Source organism: Tenacibaculum caenipelagi (genome assembly GCF_004363005.1).
Classification (GTDB): Bacteria; Bacteroidota; Bacteroidia; order Flavobacteriales; family Flavobacteriaceae; genus Polaribacter; species Polaribacter caenipelagi.
In genome coordinates this window covers 130,596-146,857 of the sequence record NZ_SNYH01000001.1, presented here as the reverse complement: position 1 = coordinate 146,857, position 16,262 = coordinate 130,596, and the positions used below count along the sequence as shown (strand labels likewise).

At 32.1% G+C, this 16,262-nt stretch carries 20 protein-coding genes and 1 pseudogene; 6 read left to right on the top strand and 15 right to left on the bottom strand.

Annotation, left to right across the window (positions count from 1 at the left end; genetic code table 11):
• The 3 genes from DFQ07_RS00615 (at nucleotide 1) to DFQ07_RS00605 (ending at nucleotide 1,825) form a co-directional block, all read left to right on the top strand.
• On the top strand, nucleotides 1-447 hold the full coding sequence (locus DFQ07_RS00615) for a YybH family protein (RefSeq protein ID WP_133534354.1): 447 nt from the start codon (nucleotides 1-3) through the stop codon (nucleotides 445-447).
• Nucleotides 448-458: 11 nt separating this feature from the next.
• Nucleotides 459-1,016, top strand: a complete 558-nt coding sequence (locus DFQ07_RS00610; RefSeq protein ID WP_133534353.1) for a Crp/Fnr family transcriptional regulator — start codon at nucleotides 459-461, stop codon at nucleotides 1,014-1,016.
• 62 nt (nucleotides 1,017-1,078) lie between these two features.
• A complete protein-coding gene (locus tag DFQ07_RS00605; RefSeq protein WP_133534352.1) occupies nucleotides 1,079-1,825 on the top strand; it encodes an SDR family oxidoreductase in 747 nt (248 codons plus the stop codon).
• A gap of 74 nt (nucleotides 1,826-1,899) precedes the next feature.
• Here the strand turns inward: DFQ07_RS00605 and DFQ07_RS15855 are convergent.
• Nucleotides 1,900-1,995, bottom strand: a pseudogene (locus DFQ07_RS15855) (3-hydroxybutyryl-CoA dehydrogenase); the annotation flags it as partial.
• 91 nt (nucleotides 1,996-2,086) lie between these two features.
• Entirely contained in the window at nucleotides 2,087-2,431 is a 345-nt protein-coding gene (locus DFQ07_RS00600; protein ID WP_133534351.1) for a winged helix-turn-helix transcriptional regulator, read from the bottom strand.
• A gap of 134 nt (nucleotides 2,432-2,565) precedes the next feature.
• Here DFQ07_RS00600 and DFQ07_RS00595 point away from each other — a divergent pair, with 134 nt between their 5' ends.
• Nucleotides 2,566-3,432: an MBL fold metallo-hydrolase gene (locus DFQ07_RS00595; protein WP_166627689.1), complete on the top strand. Its 867-nt coding sequence runs from the start codon at nucleotides 2,566-2,568 to the stop codon at nucleotides 3,430-3,432.
• Nucleotides 3,433-3,484: 52 nt separating this feature from the next.
• On the opposite strand, the gene DFQ07_RS00590 is transcribed toward DFQ07_RS00595, so the two are convergent.
• A complete protein-coding gene (locus DFQ07_RS00590; RefSeq protein ID WP_133534349.1) occupies nucleotides 3,485-4,372 on the bottom strand; it encodes a 3-hydroxybutyryl-CoA dehydrogenase in 888 nt (295 codons plus the stop codon).
• Nucleotides 4,373-4,488: 116 nt separating this feature from the next.
• Nucleotides 4,489-5,454 carry a Gfo/Idh/MocA family protein gene (locus tag DFQ07_RS00585; RefSeq protein WP_133534348.1) on the bottom strand — a complete coding sequence of 322 codons (966 nt, stop codon included), beginning with the start codon at nucleotides 5,452-5,454 and terminating at the stop codon, nucleotides 4,489-4,491.
• A 131-nt stretch (nucleotides 5,455-5,585) separates the two neighbouring features.
• Here DFQ07_RS00585 and DFQ07_RS00580 point away from each other — a divergent pair, with 131 nt between their 5' ends.
• The gene (locus DFQ07_RS00580) at nucleotides 5,586-6,227 is read left to right on the top strand and encodes a protein-L-isoaspartate(D-aspartate) O-methyltransferase (protein WP_133534347.1); all 642 of its coding nucleotides are present in this window, start codon (nucleotides 5,586-5,588) and stop codon (nucleotides 6,225-6,227) included.
• A 232-nt stretch (nucleotides 6,228-6,459) separates the two neighbouring features.
• Here DFQ07_RS00580 and DFQ07_RS15445 read toward each other — a convergent pair whose 3' ends face one another.
• The 11 genes from DFQ07_RS15445 to DFQ07_RS00530 all read right to left on the bottom strand — a co-directional run bounded on the left by DFQ07_RS15445 (nucleotide 6,460) and on the right by DFQ07_RS00530 (nucleotide 14,753).
• Nucleotides 6,460-6,630, bottom strand: a complete 171-nt coding sequence (locus DFQ07_RS15445) for a hypothetical protein (RefSeq protein ID WP_166627688.1) — start codon at nucleotides 6,628-6,630, stop codon at nucleotides 6,460-6,462.
• 18 nt (nucleotides 6,631-6,648) lie between these two features.
• Nucleotides 6,649-7,509, bottom strand: a complete 861-nt coding sequence (locus tag DFQ07_RS00575) for a substrate-binding domain-containing protein (protein WP_133534346.1) — start codon at nucleotides 7,507-7,509, stop codon at nucleotides 6,649-6,651.
• A complete protein-coding gene (locus tag DFQ07_RS00570) occupies nucleotides 7,510-8,379 on the bottom strand; it encodes a nucleoside phosphorylase (protein ID WP_133534345.1) in 870 nt (289 codons plus the stop codon). It abuts the gene before it with no gap.
• Nucleotides 8,380-9,324, bottom strand: coding sequence for a DUF1835 domain-containing protein (locus tag DFQ07_RS00565; protein ID WP_133534344.1), 945 nt, complete (start codon nucleotides 9,322-9,324; stop codon nucleotides 8,380-8,382). It lies immediately after the preceding gene.
• A gap of 147 nt (nucleotides 9,325-9,471) precedes the next feature.
• The gene (locus DFQ07_RS00560; protein WP_133534343.1) at nucleotides 9,472-9,795 is read right to left on the bottom strand and encodes a translation initiation factor; all 324 of its coding nucleotides are present in this window, start codon (nucleotides 9,793-9,795) and stop codon (nucleotides 9,472-9,474) included.
• Nucleotides 9,796-9,800: 5 nt separating this feature from the next.
• Complete coding sequence (locus DFQ07_RS00555) at nucleotides 9,801-10,748, bottom strand: isopenicillin N synthase family dioxygenase (protein WP_133534342.1); 948 nt, start codon at nucleotides 10,746-10,748, stop codon at nucleotides 9,801-9,803.
• Between the two features lie 60 nt (nucleotides 10,749-10,808).
• On the bottom strand, nucleotides 10,809-11,537 hold the full coding sequence (locus DFQ07_RS00550; protein WP_133534341.1) for a DUF6048 family protein: 729 nt from the start codon (nucleotides 11,535-11,537) through the stop codon (nucleotides 10,809-10,811).
• On the bottom strand, nucleotides 11,518-11,994 hold the full coding sequence (locus tag DFQ07_RS00545; RefSeq protein WP_133534340.1) for a DUF6452 family protein: 477 nt from the start codon (nucleotides 11,992-11,994) through the stop codon (nucleotides 11,518-11,520). Before DFQ07_RS00545 ends, DFQ07_RS00550 begins: the two co-directional genes overlap by 20 nt.
• 6 nt (nucleotides 11,995-12,000) lie before the next feature.
• A complete protein-coding gene (gene rlmD / locus DFQ07_RS00540) occupies nucleotides 12,001-13,452 on the bottom strand; it encodes a 23S rRNA (uracil(1939)-C(5))-methyltransferase RlmD (protein ID WP_133534339.1) in 1,452 nt (483 codons plus the stop codon).
• A 111-nt stretch (nucleotides 13,453-13,563) separates the two neighbouring features.
• Nucleotides 13,564-14,262, bottom strand: a complete 699-nt coding sequence (locus DFQ07_RS00535; protein ID WP_133534338.1) for an OmpA family protein — start codon at nucleotides 14,260-14,262, stop codon at nucleotides 13,564-13,566.
• A 14-nt stretch (nucleotides 14,263-14,276) separates the two neighbouring features.
• Nucleotides 14,277-14,753 carry a lipocalin family protein gene (locus DFQ07_RS00530; protein ID WP_133534337.1) on the bottom strand — a complete coding sequence of 159 codons (477 nt, stop codon included), beginning with the start codon at nucleotides 14,751-14,753 and terminating at the stop codon, nucleotides 14,277-14,279.
• A 250-nt stretch (nucleotides 14,754-15,003) separates the two neighbouring features.
• On the opposite strand from DFQ07_RS00530, the gene rocD reads away from it, so the two are divergent.
• Complete coding sequence (rocD, locus tag DFQ07_RS00525; protein WP_133534336.1) at nucleotides 15,004-16,248, top strand: ornithine--oxo-acid transaminase; 1,245 nt, start codon at nucleotides 15,004-15,006, stop codon at nucleotides 16,246-16,248.
• The last annotated feature ends 14 nt before the right edge of the window (nucleotides 16,249-16,262 follow it).

The following is a 16,262-nucleotide window of genomic DNA, read 5'->3' as shown; positions in this document are numbered from 1 at the left end:
ATGAAAAAACTATTAAGTGTTGTTTTTTTAGTGATACTATTTGTTTCATGTAAGCAAGAAGTTGCTAAAACGGTTTCAGAAGAAGTTGAAAAGCAAGAGATTTTATCGGTGATGAAGACGCAAGAAGAAGCTTGGTCTAATCACGATTTAGAAGGCTTTATGCAAGGGTATTGGAAAAGTGATTCGTTAAAATTTTATGGTCGTAACGGAATTACTTTTGGTTGGCAGAAAACTTTAGATAACTACAAAAAAGGGTACCCCACAAAAGAACATTCAGGAACCTTGACATTTAAAATCAACGATATTTCTAAAATTACAGACGGAGCTTATTCTGTAATGGGAGAATATCATTTAAAGAGAACGATAGGTGATGCTGACGGTGTTTTCATGATTATTTTTAAGAAGATACAAGGTGAGTGGAAAATTATTGCAGACACTTCGTGTTAAATTAAAAATTAATGAACACAATTTTTAAAGAATTACTTCCTGTTGAAAAAGCTAATGAGTTATTAGCGATAGGGAAAATAAAAACTTTAAAAAAAGGAGACTATTTCATCCGAGCAGGGGCTATACCTAAAAAAATAGGATTCATTAAAAAAGGGCTTTTTAGGTATGTTTACATTAATAGCTTGGGAAAGCAATTTACCAAAGGTATTATATTAGAAGATCAATTTATAGCTTCATATTCAGCAATGATATCAAATGAGCCATCCTATTTTTTTATTGAAGCGTTAGAAGATTCTGAAGTATTTTCTATTCCACATAAAAGTTGGTTAAATTTAGTAGAAACAGATGCTTTTTGGATGAAATTTTTATTAAAACTAGTAGAGAAAGGATTTATAACAAAAGAAAAAAGAGAAAGAGAATTACTTTTGTTAAATGCTGAAACCAGATACGTTAATTTTTTAAAAGAGTATCCAAATATTGAAGATAGAATACATCAAACAATCATAGCTTCGTACTTAGGAATTCAACCAGAATCGTTAAGTAGAATTAGAAAAAAAATAGCGACTTAACATAGGTCAATGCGTGAGGGAGTCTTCAAAATTACTTTTGTTAAAAACACAAAAGTAATTTTATGAAACTTACACAAAATACAATTTTAATAACTGGAGGAAGTTCAGGTATAGGCTTAGAGCTAAGTAAAGAACTTCTTAAAAGAAACAATACTGTAATCATCTGTGGGCGTTCAAAAGAGCGATTAGCAGCGGCAAAGAAGCAGTATCCAGCACTAGAAATAATCCAATGTGATGTAGCTAAAGAAGAAGATTGTAAGCGATTGGTTAATTGGATTAAAGAATATCACCCTAAAATTAATGTATTAATCAATAATGCAGCAATTGTTCATAAAACGAACTTCTTTGATACGACTGATGCTATATGTAAAGCGAATCAAGAAATAGAGGTTAATTTTATGGGGCCTTTACGATTAGTTCATATGTTATATAGCCAATTAATTAGTAATAAAAGCCCAATGATTATTAATATTACAACGGGTTTAATTTATGCACCTAGAGCAGATTACCCTTTTTATAATTCTACGAAATCTGCTCTTCATTCTTTTACACAAGTGATACGTAAACAACTTGAAAAATCAACAATTAAGGTCGTGGAGGTAATGTTTCCTGTAGTTGATACACCTTGGCATAAAGGAAGTCCACCTAAAATAGCCATAACGCCGCAAAAAGCAGCGGAGGAGATGATTAAAGGAGTAGAAAAAGGAAAGCTTGAGGTTAGAGTAGGAGGAGTTAAAGTTTTTTACAGATTAGCGAGAATAGCTCCATCTTTAGCATTCAAGCTTATAAATAATTTAGAGAAATCATAAGAAGTAAAGGAATGACTCATATATAAAAAGAAGCCTATATAGGCTTCTTTTTATATATAGTATTAAGTTTTTATTTAAGAAAACATCTTCGCTACTTTCTCAGCTTTTCTATTTTCAGAATAATCGTAAAAAGCTTCATCAGATTTAACTCCTAATTTTTCAGTCATTACTTCGTGTTAAACGAAAAAAAGCTATTAGATAAACTTATAATTTAGGAAAATAGTACTTAGTTTGCTTTGATGATGTTTTGTAATCATCTTTTTAGTTATGTTCAGGAAAAGGAATTTTTTTATGCTCCATATAGTCAATTCCCCAAGCATGTAATGGAGCTAAAGCATTGACTAGATCATTGCCAAATGGAGTGAGAGAATACTCAACTCTTGGTGGTACTTCAGCATATATTTTTCTAACAATAATTCCATCAGCTTCTAACTCTTTTAATTGGCTAGTTAACATTTTCTCTGAAATTGTTTCACATGCAGTCTTGATTTGCCCATACCTGAGTGGTTTTTCAACAAGTCTAGAAATAATAAATAACTTCCATTTTCCGCTTATAACTTTTGTAGCATAAGTTAATGGGCAATAATCAGGTGAAAAGTTTTTCATTTTTTTTCAATTCTATCTTTTTGGTACTAAAAAAACTAACCAAAAGGTGCGTAAGGTACAAAAATGTAACGTATTGTTTCTTGTTAAAAAGAGCTTTAGTTTCGTTGCTTTATAAGAAAAAAAAACATATAAAAATGAGGAAATTTTATCAGTTACTAATAGTAATTTTAACCGTGATTAGTGCGTGTCAAACAACAAATAGAACTAGAAGAGAAAACACAACAAAACTGCAATATGTACGACAGGCTACTGTGCTTTTAGAAGTAAATTCAAAAAAAATATTAATAGACCCTGTTTTGTCTGATAAAGGAGCACAAGACCCAATTCCTTTTTCTAATGAAAAACGGATTCCAATGAATGATTTACCTATACCTAAAGATAGAATTATACAACAAGCCGATGCTGTTTTGGTAACACATTATCATCCAGATCATTTTGATGCCGACGCTGAAAAATTACTTCCTAAAGATATACTTATTTTTTGTCAGCCTTTCGATGTAGAAAAATTAAAATCAAAAGGTTTTACAAATTTGCAAAGTATAGAGCAGGTTGTAAATTGGTTTGGAATATCAATAAAACGCTATGAGGCACATCATCATGAAGGAGCAACGGGAGCAATGCCTTTTGGCGAATCATCTTCTTTTTCTTTAGCATTTAAAGAAGATACAATATTTATTACAGGAGATGCTATTTTAGATAGTCTCTTAAAGAGAGCTTTGAAAAGCGAAAAACCTACTTGTATTATAGCAAACACAGGAGAATGTACTTTTAGCAAACCAAATCCTGTTTTAGAACCAGGTAAGCATATGACGTTAACTAAAGAAGAATTACTAAAGATAGCTATAGAGAATAAGAAGGCTATTTTAATAGCAATTCATATGGACGCAATAAATCATTGTGGATTAACGAAAGAGGAGCTTCGCTTGTTTTTAAAAGAGCAAGAAAAATCTATTCAAGGTAAAACTCTAATACCTAATGAAGGTGAAGTATTACAGTTATAAAACAAAAAGAAGCCCAAAAGGCTTCTTTTTGTTTTATATTTTTCTTAGTTTTTTACGAAAACATTTTCGCTACTTTTTCAGCTTTTCTACTTTCAGAATAATCGTAAAAACCTTCACCAGATTTTACTCCTAATTTTCCAGCCATTACCATGTTTACTAATAACGGACAAGGCGCATATTTAGGATTTTTAAATCCGTCGTACATTACATTTAAAATAGATAAGCAAACATCTAACCCAATAAAATCAGCTAACTGTAATGGTCCCATTGGGTGAGCCATACCTAATTTCATTACCGTGTCAATTTCAGCAACACCAGCAACACCGTTGTATAAAGTTTCAATACTTTCATTAATCATTGGCATTAAAATACGGTTGGCAACAAAACCAGGGTAATCATTTACTTCAACAGGAACTTTGTTGATTTTTTTTGTCAAATCAACGGTAAACTCCATTACTTCATCAGAAGTATTATATCCTCGAATAATTTCAACTAACTTCATGATTGGTACTGGATTCATAAAGTGCATTCCGATTACTTTCTCAGGACGGTTTGTAGCTGCAGCAATCTGTGTAATAGAAATAGAAGAGGTATTGGTTGCTAAAATGGTTTCTTCAGCACAAACTTCATCTAAATCTTTAAATATTTTTAATTTTAAATCTACATTTTCAGTAGCTGCTTCTACCACCAAACTAGTATTTTGAACCCCATCTTTGATAGAAGTATAGGTAGTAATATTGTTTAATGTATTGTTTTTATCGTCTTCAGAAATTTTCTCTTTTGCTACCATTCTATCTAAGTTCTTAGTAATAGTTGCTAAACCTCTATCTAAAGAAGCTTGAGAAATATCGATAAGTTGAACATTGTATCCAAATTGAGCAAAAGTATGTGCAATCCCGTTACCCATAGTTCCAGCTCCAATTACGGCAATATTTTTCATGTTTGTTGTGTTTTGATATGTATTCTTTTGAGGAGGGCTTTTTGTTACTTGATAAGAACAGTAAAAGTGTTCCAATAAGTTACTCAATTCCTAGCTCGTTATTTTATATTTATTTTTTAATGTTTAAAGCACTCAATGATTTGATGTGCTACGCGTAAAGCTTCGGTACCTTGGCGTAATGACACTATTGGAGTAGTATTATTGTTTATAGCATCAGCAAAGGATTCTAATTCGTCTAAAATAGCGTTGTTGGCAACAATTTTCGGATTGTCATAATAAATTTGCTTTTTTATACCTTCAGCATTTTGTAGAATCATTGCAAATTCATCAGGTCTTTTAGGAGCATCTTTCATTTTTACTACTTCCGACTTTTTTCCTAAGAAATCAACTGAGATATAAGCATCTTTTTGGAAAAAACGACTTTTTCGCATGTTCTTCATCGAAATTCTACTAGATGTTAAGTTTGCAACACATCCATTTTCAAACTCGATGCGAGCATTAGCAATATCAGGAGTTTCAGAAATTACAGAAACACCACTAGCATGTATGCTTTTTACTTTAGAATTTACTACAGATAAGATAATATCAATATCATGAATCATTAAATCCAATACAACCGGTACATCTGTTCCTCTAGGGTTAAACTCGGCCAAACGATGTGTTTCAATGAACATTGGTGTGTCAATCGTATCTTTTACAGCCATAAAAGCAGGATTAAAACGTTCTACATGTCCTACTTGTCCACGAACGTGATGTTGACTAGCTAATGTTCTAATAGCTTCAGCTTCTTGTACTGTGTTGGTAATTGGTTTTTCAATAAAAATATGTTTTCCTTTTTCAATAGCTTGTTTAGCACATTCAAAATGAGAAAGTGTAGGGGTAACAATATCTACCACATCTACAGCATCTATCAATTCTTCTATTGAGTCAAATAATTTGTAACCAAACTCATCGGCTACTTTTTGCGCATTTTCGGTAAAAGGATCGTAAAACCCAACTAGTTCATATTTTTCTGATTGTTGTAACAAACGCAAATGGATTTTTCCTAAATGACCTGCGCCTAAAACTCCAGCTTTTAACATAAGTGAAAGATTATTAGTTATTTGATTAGTTGGTGGGAAAAGAATGTATTCCCACAAAAAAACAACGCTAACAAAGATACACTTTTATCCAGATTTATTACTACTTTTAACCTGCTGAAATTTTATCATTAGTGAGAGATACAACCAAACATCAAGGACTTAGAAATCAATTAGCAAGTGTTTTACAAGCAAAAGGAATTACCGATAAAAAGGTGTTAGAGGCGATACGTAAAATTCCTAGACATTTGTTTATGGATAGTAGTTTTGAAGCGCACGCGTATCAAGACAAGGCATTTCCTATTGCAGCAGAACAAACAATTTCTCAGCCTTATACGGTAGCTTTTCAAACGGAAGTTTTAGAAATACAGCCAGGAGACAAAGTTTTAGAGATTGGTACAGGTTCGGGGTATCAGACAGCGGTATTGTTAGAATTAAATGCTGAAGTGTACTCAATAGAACGCCAGCATGAGTTATTTAAAAAAACATCTATGTTTTTACCTAAGTTAGGGTATAAACCTAAGCGTTTTATTTTTGGTGATGGTTATAAAGGATTACCTGAAGAAGCACCTTTTGATAAAATCATTGTGACAGCTGGAGCTCCGTATGTGCCAAAAGCTTTGTTGGCGCAGATTAAAGTAGGAGGTAGGTTATTAATCCCGGTAGGTGATAAAGAGCAGGTCATGACTTTGTTTATTAGAAAATCACCAAAAGAGTTTGAAAAGCATGAGTTAGGTGCTTTTAGATTTGTACCGATGTTGAAAAAGAAGAATTAAAAAGAAAAGAAATAAAGTACTACGTGATTACTGGAGTAGTAATTTGTTACTATTTATGATAAAGTTAGTTTTTAAAAAAGCAGAAGTATTAGGCAAAATAAAATTTTGAATAAAAGTAGTTAGTGAATCCTATACTAAAATTAGTATAGGGTTTTTTGTACTCAATTTTTTGTAAAATAAAAAATCCGCCTAAAAAAGCGGATTTATTGAATTTGAATAAAGATACATCAACTTATTCAGCAATCGCTATTTCAGTTGCATCAGCAACTACTACCTCTTGTTGTTGATGTTGCTCTTGTTTATTTTGATTAGTTTTTGCTAAACCACATGGACTCGTACTTCCACAAGAAGAAAAACCTAATAAACTAACAGTACAAATTGCAATAAATACTACTTTTTTCATTTTTTTAGTTTTAAAAAATCAAATATACATATTTCTGATTAAGTCTCCAGAATTTTCCTTCTTTTCAATAACGTTGAACTCTACCATTTTATTTTGTATGGTGGTAACTAAATTTTCAGTAATAGGTTCACCGTCATTCCATTCAGTAATAGATAGCCATTCTTGAATATCATCTAATTGCTGTTCATATCTGTCGGAAAGAATTTCGTCGATATTATCAAAGTCTTTAAAGTCTTTAGTACAATTATTAATAATATCATGTACTTTTTTAACCTCTTCGAAATGATTTTCTAGTATTTCATTACGTACGGCAATCACGAAACAAGGCCAAGGAGTAGGGCAGTCACCAATTCGTCTAAAAGTGCCGTTATCAACAAAAGGTTTGGTGGTAAAATGTTCCCACATAAAATAATCGGCGTCTCCATTGGTTAAGGCATCAATTCCGCCTTGTAAATCTCCTACTACTTTATATTGAAGTTTGTTTACATCCCAGCCATTATTATGAGCATTTACAATAGCCATTAGGTGTGATCCTGACCCAAATCGGCTTATAGCCACAGTTGCATGTTCTAAATCGGCAATCGTTTTAAATTGAGAATTGGCACTAACGTGAATTCCCCATATTAGTGGGCTTTTTACAAAGGTTTGTGTGATTTTCGATGGATTTCCGTTTATAATATCTTTAATAATACCTTCGGTAAGCACGAGAGCAATATCTACTTCACCAGAACGAAGCGCTTTTGACATGGCACCGGTACCTCCTGGATAGTCTTTCCAGCGTAAATTAACACCTTCTTTGGTGTATTCTTTATTTTTTAGGGTAATGTACCAAGGGTAATTAAAATGTTCTGGCACACCACCTATTTTTAAATCCAGCATTTATTCAATTAATTTGTCTAAAGTATAAAGAATTAAATCATTTACTACTTTGTAAGGGTCTTCACTAAATGTTCCGTTAGCTCTATTAGCAATAATAGCGTTCATAGAAACTGCATCATGTCCTAATAACTTAGCTAGTCCGTAGATAGCTGAAGTTTCCATTTCAAGATTGGTAATTCTGTTATCGTTATAGTTAAAACTATCTATTTTACTATTTAAATTAGCGTCTTGTAAAGGTAGGCGTAATACCCTTCCTTGAGGGCCATAAAAACCACCAGCCGTAGCAGTTATTCCTTTGTAAACTTTATTAGAACTTAACTGTTCTTCTAAAGATTTTCCGTTTGAAACAACTAGTGGATATGATTTTTTAGAGCTCCAATCTGTATGTTTAATAAAAGCTTGTTCAAGTTCAGGATGTGAAATTTCTTCTACTTGATATGCTTGTAACATTCCATTAAGGTCTAAAGCATGTGTGCTTAATAAAAAACTATCAACAGGGATATCAGTTTGTAATGAGCCAGAAGTACCAATTCTGGTAATGTTTAGTTTTGTAAACTCGGTTTTTACTTTGCGAGTTTCAAAATCAATATTTACTAAGGCATCAAGTTCGTTTAAAACGATATCTATATTATCAGGACCAATACCAGTGGAAATTACTGAAAGACGTTTGCCTTTATAAGTTCCGGTAGTAGTTTTGAATTCTCTTTTTTGGGTACTATATTCTATAGTATCAAAATGTTGGGTAACTTTGTCTACACGATATTGATCTCCAACAAAAATAATATCGGTGGCAATATGCTCAGGTCTTAAATTCAGGTGGTATATGCTACCATCAGGATTTAAGATGAGTTCAGAATGTTGTATACTCATTTACGATGTAATTTTTAACAGCTTATTGGTAGAATTCACATATAAATAGCTGTATTTTTTTGCGCCGCCAAGATACGAAAAATCGGAACGAATTTTACCGTAATAATTAGTTTGGTTTTGTAATACTTTTTTTCCTGTTTTAGTTAACTTAATAGGATCAAAAGGACTAAATAGTTTTTTTAACTGTTCTAATTTGTTAAAATATTGACTATCACCAAATCCGTAATTTTCTTGATGCTTTAATAGGTAACCAACTAGTTGATCTTGATTTGCAAATTCGTTGTCGTTAATAGCGTTTAAAATGTTGTTTTCAATATGGTTTAATCCATTTTCAATAGAAGGGAAGCGAAGTAAATGTGATCTTAAGGCTTTTTCTAAATAAACAAAAGGTGATTTAGGATTAAATTTATGGGCATTTTCAAGAGGTAATGGACTATCAGAGCAATATAATTGCCAAATATAATCAGCGTACTCAATATCATCGTTGGTTAGCTCAATTCTGTTTTCAAAATGCTGTTTTAATTGCTCTGTAGTTAGCTCACCTAGGCCGAACATTTTATCACTTCCAGAGATTTTTCCACTTGAAACTAAAGAAACTTTATGTCCTTTACGATATCGTTTCAACCAACTAATCACAGCAACCATGTTTATTTGGCAAAATAAATCGTATTCAAACCATAAAACAATTTCATCTTGTTGTTTATGGTTACAAAGGTTACGGTATTCTTTTAATGTGTAATCTATAAATTTTTTCTTGGTAACTTTATATGAATCTTTTAAAAAGTCGAAGCGTATTTTCCAAAAGCTCTCACTACCTACATCTACTATAGTTTTTCCTTCACATAACATCTCACGCCATGTAATGATGTCTCCGTCAATATTTAGCTTTTGTAGTTTATGAGTAGTACTGTCTCCGTTAGTAATATGCAATAAAGAATGTTTCATAATTTTGGGGAATTAGTAATTTCTTTATTTATATAAAATAAACGTTTTATTTTATACGTTATTATTTATTAGTTGATATTTAACATTTTACAAAAGCTGTAAATATAAAAAAAATGTCGAAGAATCATATTCTCGACATTTTTTTATTTATCCACCAACGCGTTTTACATTGAATCCTTTGTCTTTTAAAAGCTGCATTATATCGTCTCGATAATCTCCTTGGATAATAATTTTATCATCTTTAAAACTACCACCAACACTTAGTTTGGTTTTAATTTCTTTAGCAAGCTTTTTAAAATCTTGTGTAGCTCCGTTGTATCCATCTATAATGGTAACAGGTTTCCCTTTTCTTTTTTCATATTTACATAAAATAGGGTCTTCTTGTAACCAAATTTCAGGCTTTTCTTCAACTGGTTTTTCTTCAAACTGATGGTCTGGAAACAGGTTTTTTAATTGATCTTGTAAATCCATTAAATTTATTTTTTCAATCCTAACTCACGTAAACGTTCATCTAAAAATTCACCCGCAGTAATATCTTCAAATTGTTTTGGATTGTTTTCATCAATACAATTTTCTAAGACATCTAATTTCATATCTGAAACAGGGTGCATAAAAAATGGAATTGAGTAACGTGACGTTCCCCATAATTCTCTAGGAGGGTTTGTTACTCTATGTATCGTAGATTTTAATTTGTTGTTACTGTGACGTGATAACATATCACCAACATTAATCATTAACTCGTCTGGTTCAGCAATAGCATCAATCCATTCACCTTTGTGATTTTGAACTTGTAAGCCTTTACCTTGAGCCCCCATTAACAATGTAATTAAGTTAATATCACCATGGGCAGCAGCTCTTACAGCTCCTTTAGGTTCTGTAGTAATAGGAGGGTAGTGAATTGGACGTAAAATGCTATTTCCGTTTTTGATATAGTTATCAAAATATGTTTCATCTAAGCCTAAATGTAATGCCAACGAACGCAATACGTATTTAGCTGTTTTTTCCAACATTTTGTATGCTTCTTTACCTACTTCGTTAAATTTAGGTAATTCTTCAACCACTACATTTTCAGGGTATTCTTTAGCGTATTTTGAATCAGCATCTACATATTGACCGAAATGCCAAAATTCTTTTAAATCACCTTCTTTTTTCCCTTTAGCACTTTCTTTACCAAAAGAAACATATCCTCTTTGTCCTCCAATACCAGGAATCTCATATTTCTCTTTAACTTCATTTGGTAAATCAAAAAACTTCTTGATTTCAGCATATAAATTTTCTACTAACTCATCATCTAAGAAATGTCCTTTTAATGCTACAAATCCTATATTCTCATAAGCGTCACCAATCTCGTTGATGAATTTTTGTTTTCTTTCAGCATTGTCTGATAAAAAATCTGCTAAGTTTACGCTTGGAATTTTATTCATTGTTAATAAGTTTTATTATTTAGGCTGTAAAGTTAGTGAAATCAAGCGTATGCTGATAATTTATTTATTAACAAAAGGGATTAAGTATGATATTGTGTAATTAAATCCGAAGCCTGTATTACTTTCAAAAACACGATTAAAACCAGGAGTATATAAGGTTTTAAACCCTTTTTGATCATCAACACTTAGCATTATCTTATATGAAAAGCTGAACCCTACAAACAAGTTTTTAAAAGTTTCGGCTTTGATACCTAGTTGTAATTCAGTCCAATGCGCTGTTAAACCAGTGTCTGTTATTGGAGTTTGTATAGAAGGATTTGAAGGGAAATAAGGTGGTGTGCCTTCTGAACCTGAAGATACGTTAGGTGTGTAGCTGTTTAAAGTATGGTCAAACATAGCAAAGCCATAACGCATACCTACATATATTTCATTATTCATGTCTAACCAATTCTCGTAAGCATTGTAATTGGCACCAAGTCTAATATAATTTCCCTTTGAGGTTGAAGAAGTAAAGTCTTCAAAAGTTATTTCTTCTTCATGACCTAATTCAGCAGCAACATACCATTTTTCAGAAATACGATAATCTCCCACAAGTTCTAATCCACTATAACTTTTGTCAATAATAGCAAGACCCGGTTTACTAATATCTATTCCTAAGCGTAAACCATATCCAGTTTTATAAGTTACAGTATCTTTTTTTTCTTCGGACTTTTCTTTAGATGTGGTTTGTTGAGAATATCCGTTTACAAACACAAATATAAAACATAGACTAATGAAATACTTGTACATGGGCGCTAGCTTGATTATCGATTAAAGGAATTTGATTGGTAGATAAGCTGCTTATCCAACCAGAATGACTTAAGTTAACATCTTCAAAAATAACTCTGAAACCACACGAACGAGACACATAGTCGTCTTCAGGGATGTATTCAATAGTAAGTGTAGCGGTCTGATTGTTGGCTACATTACCATCTACATTATTCATTTTTAAAGTATATACTGTTTTTTGTGATAGGCTATTTAATGGAATGGCAATGCTATCAGTAGTTCTATTTGTAAAAAGACTGTCTGTTTTTCCTTCTGCAATTACCGACAGACGCTCTGCATTTTTAAGGTCATTGGTATTGTCTTTGTCATAAAAACGTAAGACTAAGTTTGGAGTTACAGGGTTTTGTGTACAAAAATCATCTTTTTCACAAGCTGTTAAACTTGCTATGATTATGAATAGCGCAATGTATTTTTTCATCAATCTTTATTTTTCAAATAAAACAACAGTTTCTATATGTGATGTATGTGGAAACTGATCTACCAAACTAATCTTTTTTAACTGATAACCGTTATTTATCAATTCTTCTGTGTCACGAGCTTGTGTTGCTGGGTTACAAGATACATAAACCATTCTATCTGCATTTAAGTTTATGATTTTCTTGAGCGTTTTTGGCGCAATACCTGCACGAGCAGGATCTAAAATAATAGTTCTAATTTTATTTTGATACTGTGGATGTTCGTTTAAGAACTTTCCTACATCAGCTGTATAAAATTGTAATCCTTCAATATTATTTCGCTCAGCATTTTTCTTAGCATCTTCAATTGCTGAAGTAACAATATCTACACCAACAATTTTAGTGTTTTTTGCTTTTGAAGCGATGATTTGACCAATAGTTCCCGTTCCACAGAATAAATCCATAACAACAGTATTGTCTATAGCTTCTTTGTTTTCTAACGCATAATCAACCACTTTGGTATATAGTTTTTCGGCAGATTTTGGATTGGTTTGGAAAAAACTTTTCATACTAATTTCAAAGTTTAACCCCAACAACTCTTCAACGATTTTATCTTTACCGTATATTAATTTGATGCTTCCAGAAGTTGCGATAGTTCTGTCGCCAGTTTCATCATTTATGGTATGTAGTAAACCAGCAACTCTATTGCCAAATAATTCTACTAAATAGTTAGCAAAATCTTCTAGATCAAAATCAGATAAGCCAGTTGACGTAGTAACCAAATTGAATAATAACTCATCAGTTTTATAAGATTTACGTACTACAAAATACCTAAAGAAACCTTCTTTTTTAGGTCCGTGCCAAGGTTGTAGACCTGTTTTTTTACAGTATTCTCTAATGTTTTTGATGTTGTCTTCTACTTGTTTGTCAAACAACCCTGAGTCTTTCTCTAAATTATCTCCCATCCACCAAACACCTCGACGTTTAAACCCTAGGGTAAATTCATCAATATCAGTTTTATTTTCACGATCGTAACCGATGGCAGAAAATCCGTACTCCATTTTATTTCGGTAATGGAATACATTAGGAGAAGCGATAAATTCATCAAACAAATCTTCTATATTGTCAACTTTACCAATACGTTTAAATAGTGATAAGGTGCTTTCTTGTTTGTATTGATGTTGTAATTCGATAGGTAATTGGATGTAAGGAGCACCAGGAATATCTTGATACGGAACTTCAACTTCATCTTTTGAGTGTTGTAAAACATCAATTAATTTACACTCAGCGTATTTCTTTTTTGATTTTTCTACACGTGCTTTTACCAATTGCCCTGGTAATGTATTTGGTACAAAAACCACAAAAACACCTTCCTCAGAACGTATTCTTCCTATTCCTTTTCCGCCGAAGGCATAATCTTCAATTAAAATTTCAATGATTTGTCCTCTTTTTACAAACTTATTTCGCTCTCTTCTTGGCATTTTCTACTAAAAATTTATGGTATGCAAAATTAGGAAAAGATATGGTTTGATGATAAAAAAAAGACTACTCATTTAGGGTAGCCTTTTGATATTGATATTGTAAACGTTTGTTTATTGACCTGCTTCTTTTTTAGCTTCTTGAATCATTTTTTCATTAGCAACGATTGCAAACTCAACACGTCTGTTTTTACTTCTTCCTTCAACAGTTTCATTTGTAGCAATAGGATCTTTAACACCTAACCCTTTAGTCTTGAATCTACCGTTTTCTAATCCTTTACTAGCTAAGTAGTTTTTTACTGAATTTGCTCTTTTTTCTGAAAGAGTTTGATTGTATTCAACGCTACCTGTAATATCTGTATAACCATAAATTACGATATTTGTATTTTGATAATCTTTAAACACAGGAACTAATTTATCTAAATTTGCTTTTGCAGTAGAAGTTAAAGAAGCTTTGTTAGTGTCAAATCTAACGGCGTTTTCACCTAAAGTAAGCTTTATACCTTCACCAACTCTTTCTACTTCTGCTCCAGGTAATGCTTCTTCAATTTCACGAGCCTGTTTATCCATTTGGTTACCAATGACACCACCAGCAACACCACCAATTACACCACCTAAAACGGCGCCTAATTCTGAGTTTTTCTTGTTTCCAACGTTGTTACCAATCACAGCTCCAATTACAGCTCCAGCTGCTGTACCAATTACAGCTCCTTTTTGAGTGTTGTTTGCATTTTGAACAGATTTACATGAAGTAAATAAAGTTGTTCCTGTTAAAAATAGGATTGATACACTATATATAATTGCTTTTTTCATAATATTTTATTGATTTATTGTCTTTGAAATGTATAAGTAATGTCTTTAACTTGTCCAGCAACGTTAATTTTGTCAATTAACTCAAAGCTAGTTTCGGTTACGTTGTTTAATTTTAATATGTATCCGGTATTAACATCTTTTGCTTTATGATTATTGATAATTTTTAAAACAAAATTTCCATCTTTGTTAACATACCAGGTTATTGGAGAGCTAAAACCTTTACAATCTGTACTAGGGTTGTTTAAACTCATTTCTCCTTTATTATTGTTTGAAACAAAGCTCCAATCGCTACCAATAAAGCAGCTAGAATCTTCTAAATTAAATGAATTTACTTTTAAGTAATCTGATCCAGAAAAATATACAGAAGCAATAGTCCAATTACCTTTAAGCATTCTCTCAGTTTTGTTGTCAAGTTTAGTGTTAGTTACAGATGTAGATTTACATCCAATCACAGCTGTTGAAAGCAGTAATAAAAAAAAGATTCTTTTCATAAAAGTGATATTTAGTTAATTCCTTTAAAGATAAAAAAAAACTAAACAACTAAGGTTTTATTTTAAGGCTGTTTAAAAAAGTTAAGTAGTTTATCTTTTTAGACACGTAAAGGCCTCTAAAGTCACTTAATTTTAATAATTTTGTTTTTAGGGATGATTTCTTTCCCACGCTGAATTTTCGAAACTTCTTTTCGAAAGGATAAAGGTAGATAAGGAATGGTTATTTTATAAATTTTAAAAATTAAGAAAAATGGCTGTTTTAGACCAATTAACTTCGCAACAAGCGATCGACTTAGAAAACAAATACGGAGCACATAATTATCATCCACTTCCAGTAGTGTTAAGTAAAGGAGAAGGAGTATATGTGTGGGATGTAGAAGGAAAAAAATATTACGACTTTTTATCGGCGTATTCTGCGGTAAACCAAGGGCATTGTCACCCAAAAATTGTTGGTGCAATGGTGAATCAAGCGCAAACTTTAACGTTAACATCTCGCGCATTTTACAACGATATGCTAGGGAAGTATGAAAAATATGCTACTGAGTATTTTGGTTTTGATAAATTGTTACCAATGAATACTGGGGCAGAAGCTGTTGAAACTGCCTTAAAGATTTGTAGAAAATGGGCGTATGAAGTAAAAGGTATTGATGAAAACCAAGCGCAAATTATTGTTTGTAAAAACAACTTCCATGGAAGAACAACGACGATTATTTCATTTTCAAACGATCCTGTAGCTCGTAAGAACTTTGGACCATTTACCGAAGGGTTTATCAAAATTGAATATGATAATTTACAAGCTTTAGAAGAAGCTTTAGAAAACAATGACAATATTGCTGGTTTTATGGCGGAACCAATTCAAGGGGAAGCTGGAGTGTATGTGCCTTCTGAAGGATATTTAGCAGCAGCAAAAGCCTTATGTGAAAAGCATAATGTATTATTCATTGCTGATGAAGTACAAACAGGTATAGCACGTACAGGAAAATTATTAGCAGTAAATCATGAAGATGTACAACCAGATATTTTAATTTTAGGAAAAGCATTAAGTGGAGGAGCGTATCCAGTATCTGCAGTATTAGCAAACGATGACATTATGAATGTTATTAGACCAGGAAACCACGGTTCTACTTTTGGAGGAAATCCAGTTGCAGCAGCAGTAGCTATAGCGGCTTTAGAAGTAGTTAAAGAAGAAAAGTTAGCTGAAAATGCTGAGCGTTTAGGTAAGATATTTAGAGAAGAGTTATCTGAGTTTGCTAAGGAGAATGAGTTAGTAACCTTAGTTCGTGGTAAAGGGTTGTTAAATGCAGTTGTAATTAATGATTCTGAAGAAAGTGAAACAGCTTGGAATATTTGTTTAAAATTACGTGACAACGGATTGTTAGCAAAACCAACACATGGAAATATTATTCGTTTTGCACCACCATTAGTAATGAACGAAGAGCAATTAAGAGATTGTATTGCAATAATCAAGAAAACGATTACAGAGTTTAAGAAGTAAAATTCGAAAAACAT

Excerpts from the sequence above, each read along its gene's own strand:
- DFQ07_RS00585 (WP_133534348.1), bottom strand. The coding sequence starts at position 5,454 with ATGTTAAAAGCTGGAGTTTTAGGCGCAGGTCATTTAGGAAAAATCCAT.
- DFQ07_RS00570 (WP_133534345.1), bottom strand. The coding sequence starts at position 8,379 with ATGAGTATACAACATTCTGAACTCATCTTAAATCCTGATGGTAGCATA.
- rlmD (WP_133534339.1), bottom strand. The coding sequence starts at position 13,452 with ATGCCAAGAAGAGAGCGAAATAAGTTTGTAAAAAGAGGACAAATCATT.
- DFQ07_RS00555 (WP_133534342.1), bottom strand. The coding sequence starts at position 10,748 with ATGAATAAAATTCCAAGCGTAAACTTAGCAGATTTTTTATCAGACAAT.
- DFQ07_RS00595 (WP_166627689.1), top strand. The coding sequence starts at position 2,566 with ATGAGGAAATTTTATCAGTTACTAATAGTAATTTTAACCGTGATTAGT.
- DFQ07_RS15445 (WP_166627688.1), bottom strand. The coding sequence starts at position 6,630 with ATGAAAAAAGTAGTATTTATTGCAATTTGTACTGTTAGTTTATTAGGT.
- DFQ07_RS00530 (WP_133534337.1), bottom strand. The coding sequence starts at position 14,753 with ATGAAAAGAATCTTTTTTTTATTACTGCTTTCAACAGCTGTGATTGGA.
- DFQ07_RS00610 (WP_133534353.1), top strand. The coding sequence starts at position 459 with ATGAACACAATTTTTAAAGAATTACTTCCTGTTGAAAAAGCTAATGAG.
- DFQ07_RS00565 (WP_133534344.1), bottom strand. The coding sequence starts at position 9,324 with ATGAAACATTCTTTATTGCATATTACTAACGGAGACAGTACTACTCAT.
- DFQ07_RS00575 (WP_133534346.1), bottom strand. The coding sequence starts at position 7,509 with ATGCTGGATTTAAAAATAGGTGGTGTGCCAGAACATTTTAATTACCCT.
- DFQ07_RS00615 (WP_133534354.1), top strand. The coding sequence starts at position 1 with ATGAAAAAACTATTAAGTGTTGTTTTTTTAGTGATACTATTTGTTTCA.
- DFQ07_RS00535 (WP_133534338.1), bottom strand. The coding sequence starts at position 14,262 with ATGAAAAAAGCAATTATATATAGTGTATCAATCCTATTTTTAACAGGA.
- DFQ07_RS00545 (WP_133534340.1), bottom strand. The coding sequence starts at position 11,994 with ATGAAAAAATACATTGCGCTATTCATAATCATAGCAAGTTTAACAGCT.
- DFQ07_RS00550 (WP_133534341.1), bottom strand. The coding sequence starts at position 11,537 with ATGTACAAGTATTTCATTAGTCTATGTTTTATATTTGTGTTTGTAAAC.
- DFQ07_RS00590 (WP_133534349.1), bottom strand. The coding sequence starts at position 4,372 with ATGAAAAATATTGCCGTAATTGGAGCTGGAACTATGGGTAACGGGATT.
- DFQ07_RS00605 (WP_133534352.1), top strand. The coding sequence starts at position 1,079 with ATGAAACTTACACAAAATACAATTTTAATAACTGGAGGAAGTTCAGGT.
- DFQ07_RS00560 (WP_133534343.1), bottom strand. The coding sequence starts at position 9,795 with ATGGATTTACAAGATCAATTAAAAAACCTGTTTCCAGACCATCAGTTT.
- DFQ07_RS00600 (WP_133534351.1), bottom strand. The coding sequence starts at position 2,431 with ATGAAAAACTTTTCACCTGATTATTGCCCATTAACTTATGCTACAAAA.
- rocD (WP_133534336.1), top strand. The coding sequence starts at position 15,004 with ATGGCTGTTTTAGACCAATTAACTTCGCAACAAGCGATCGACTTAGAA.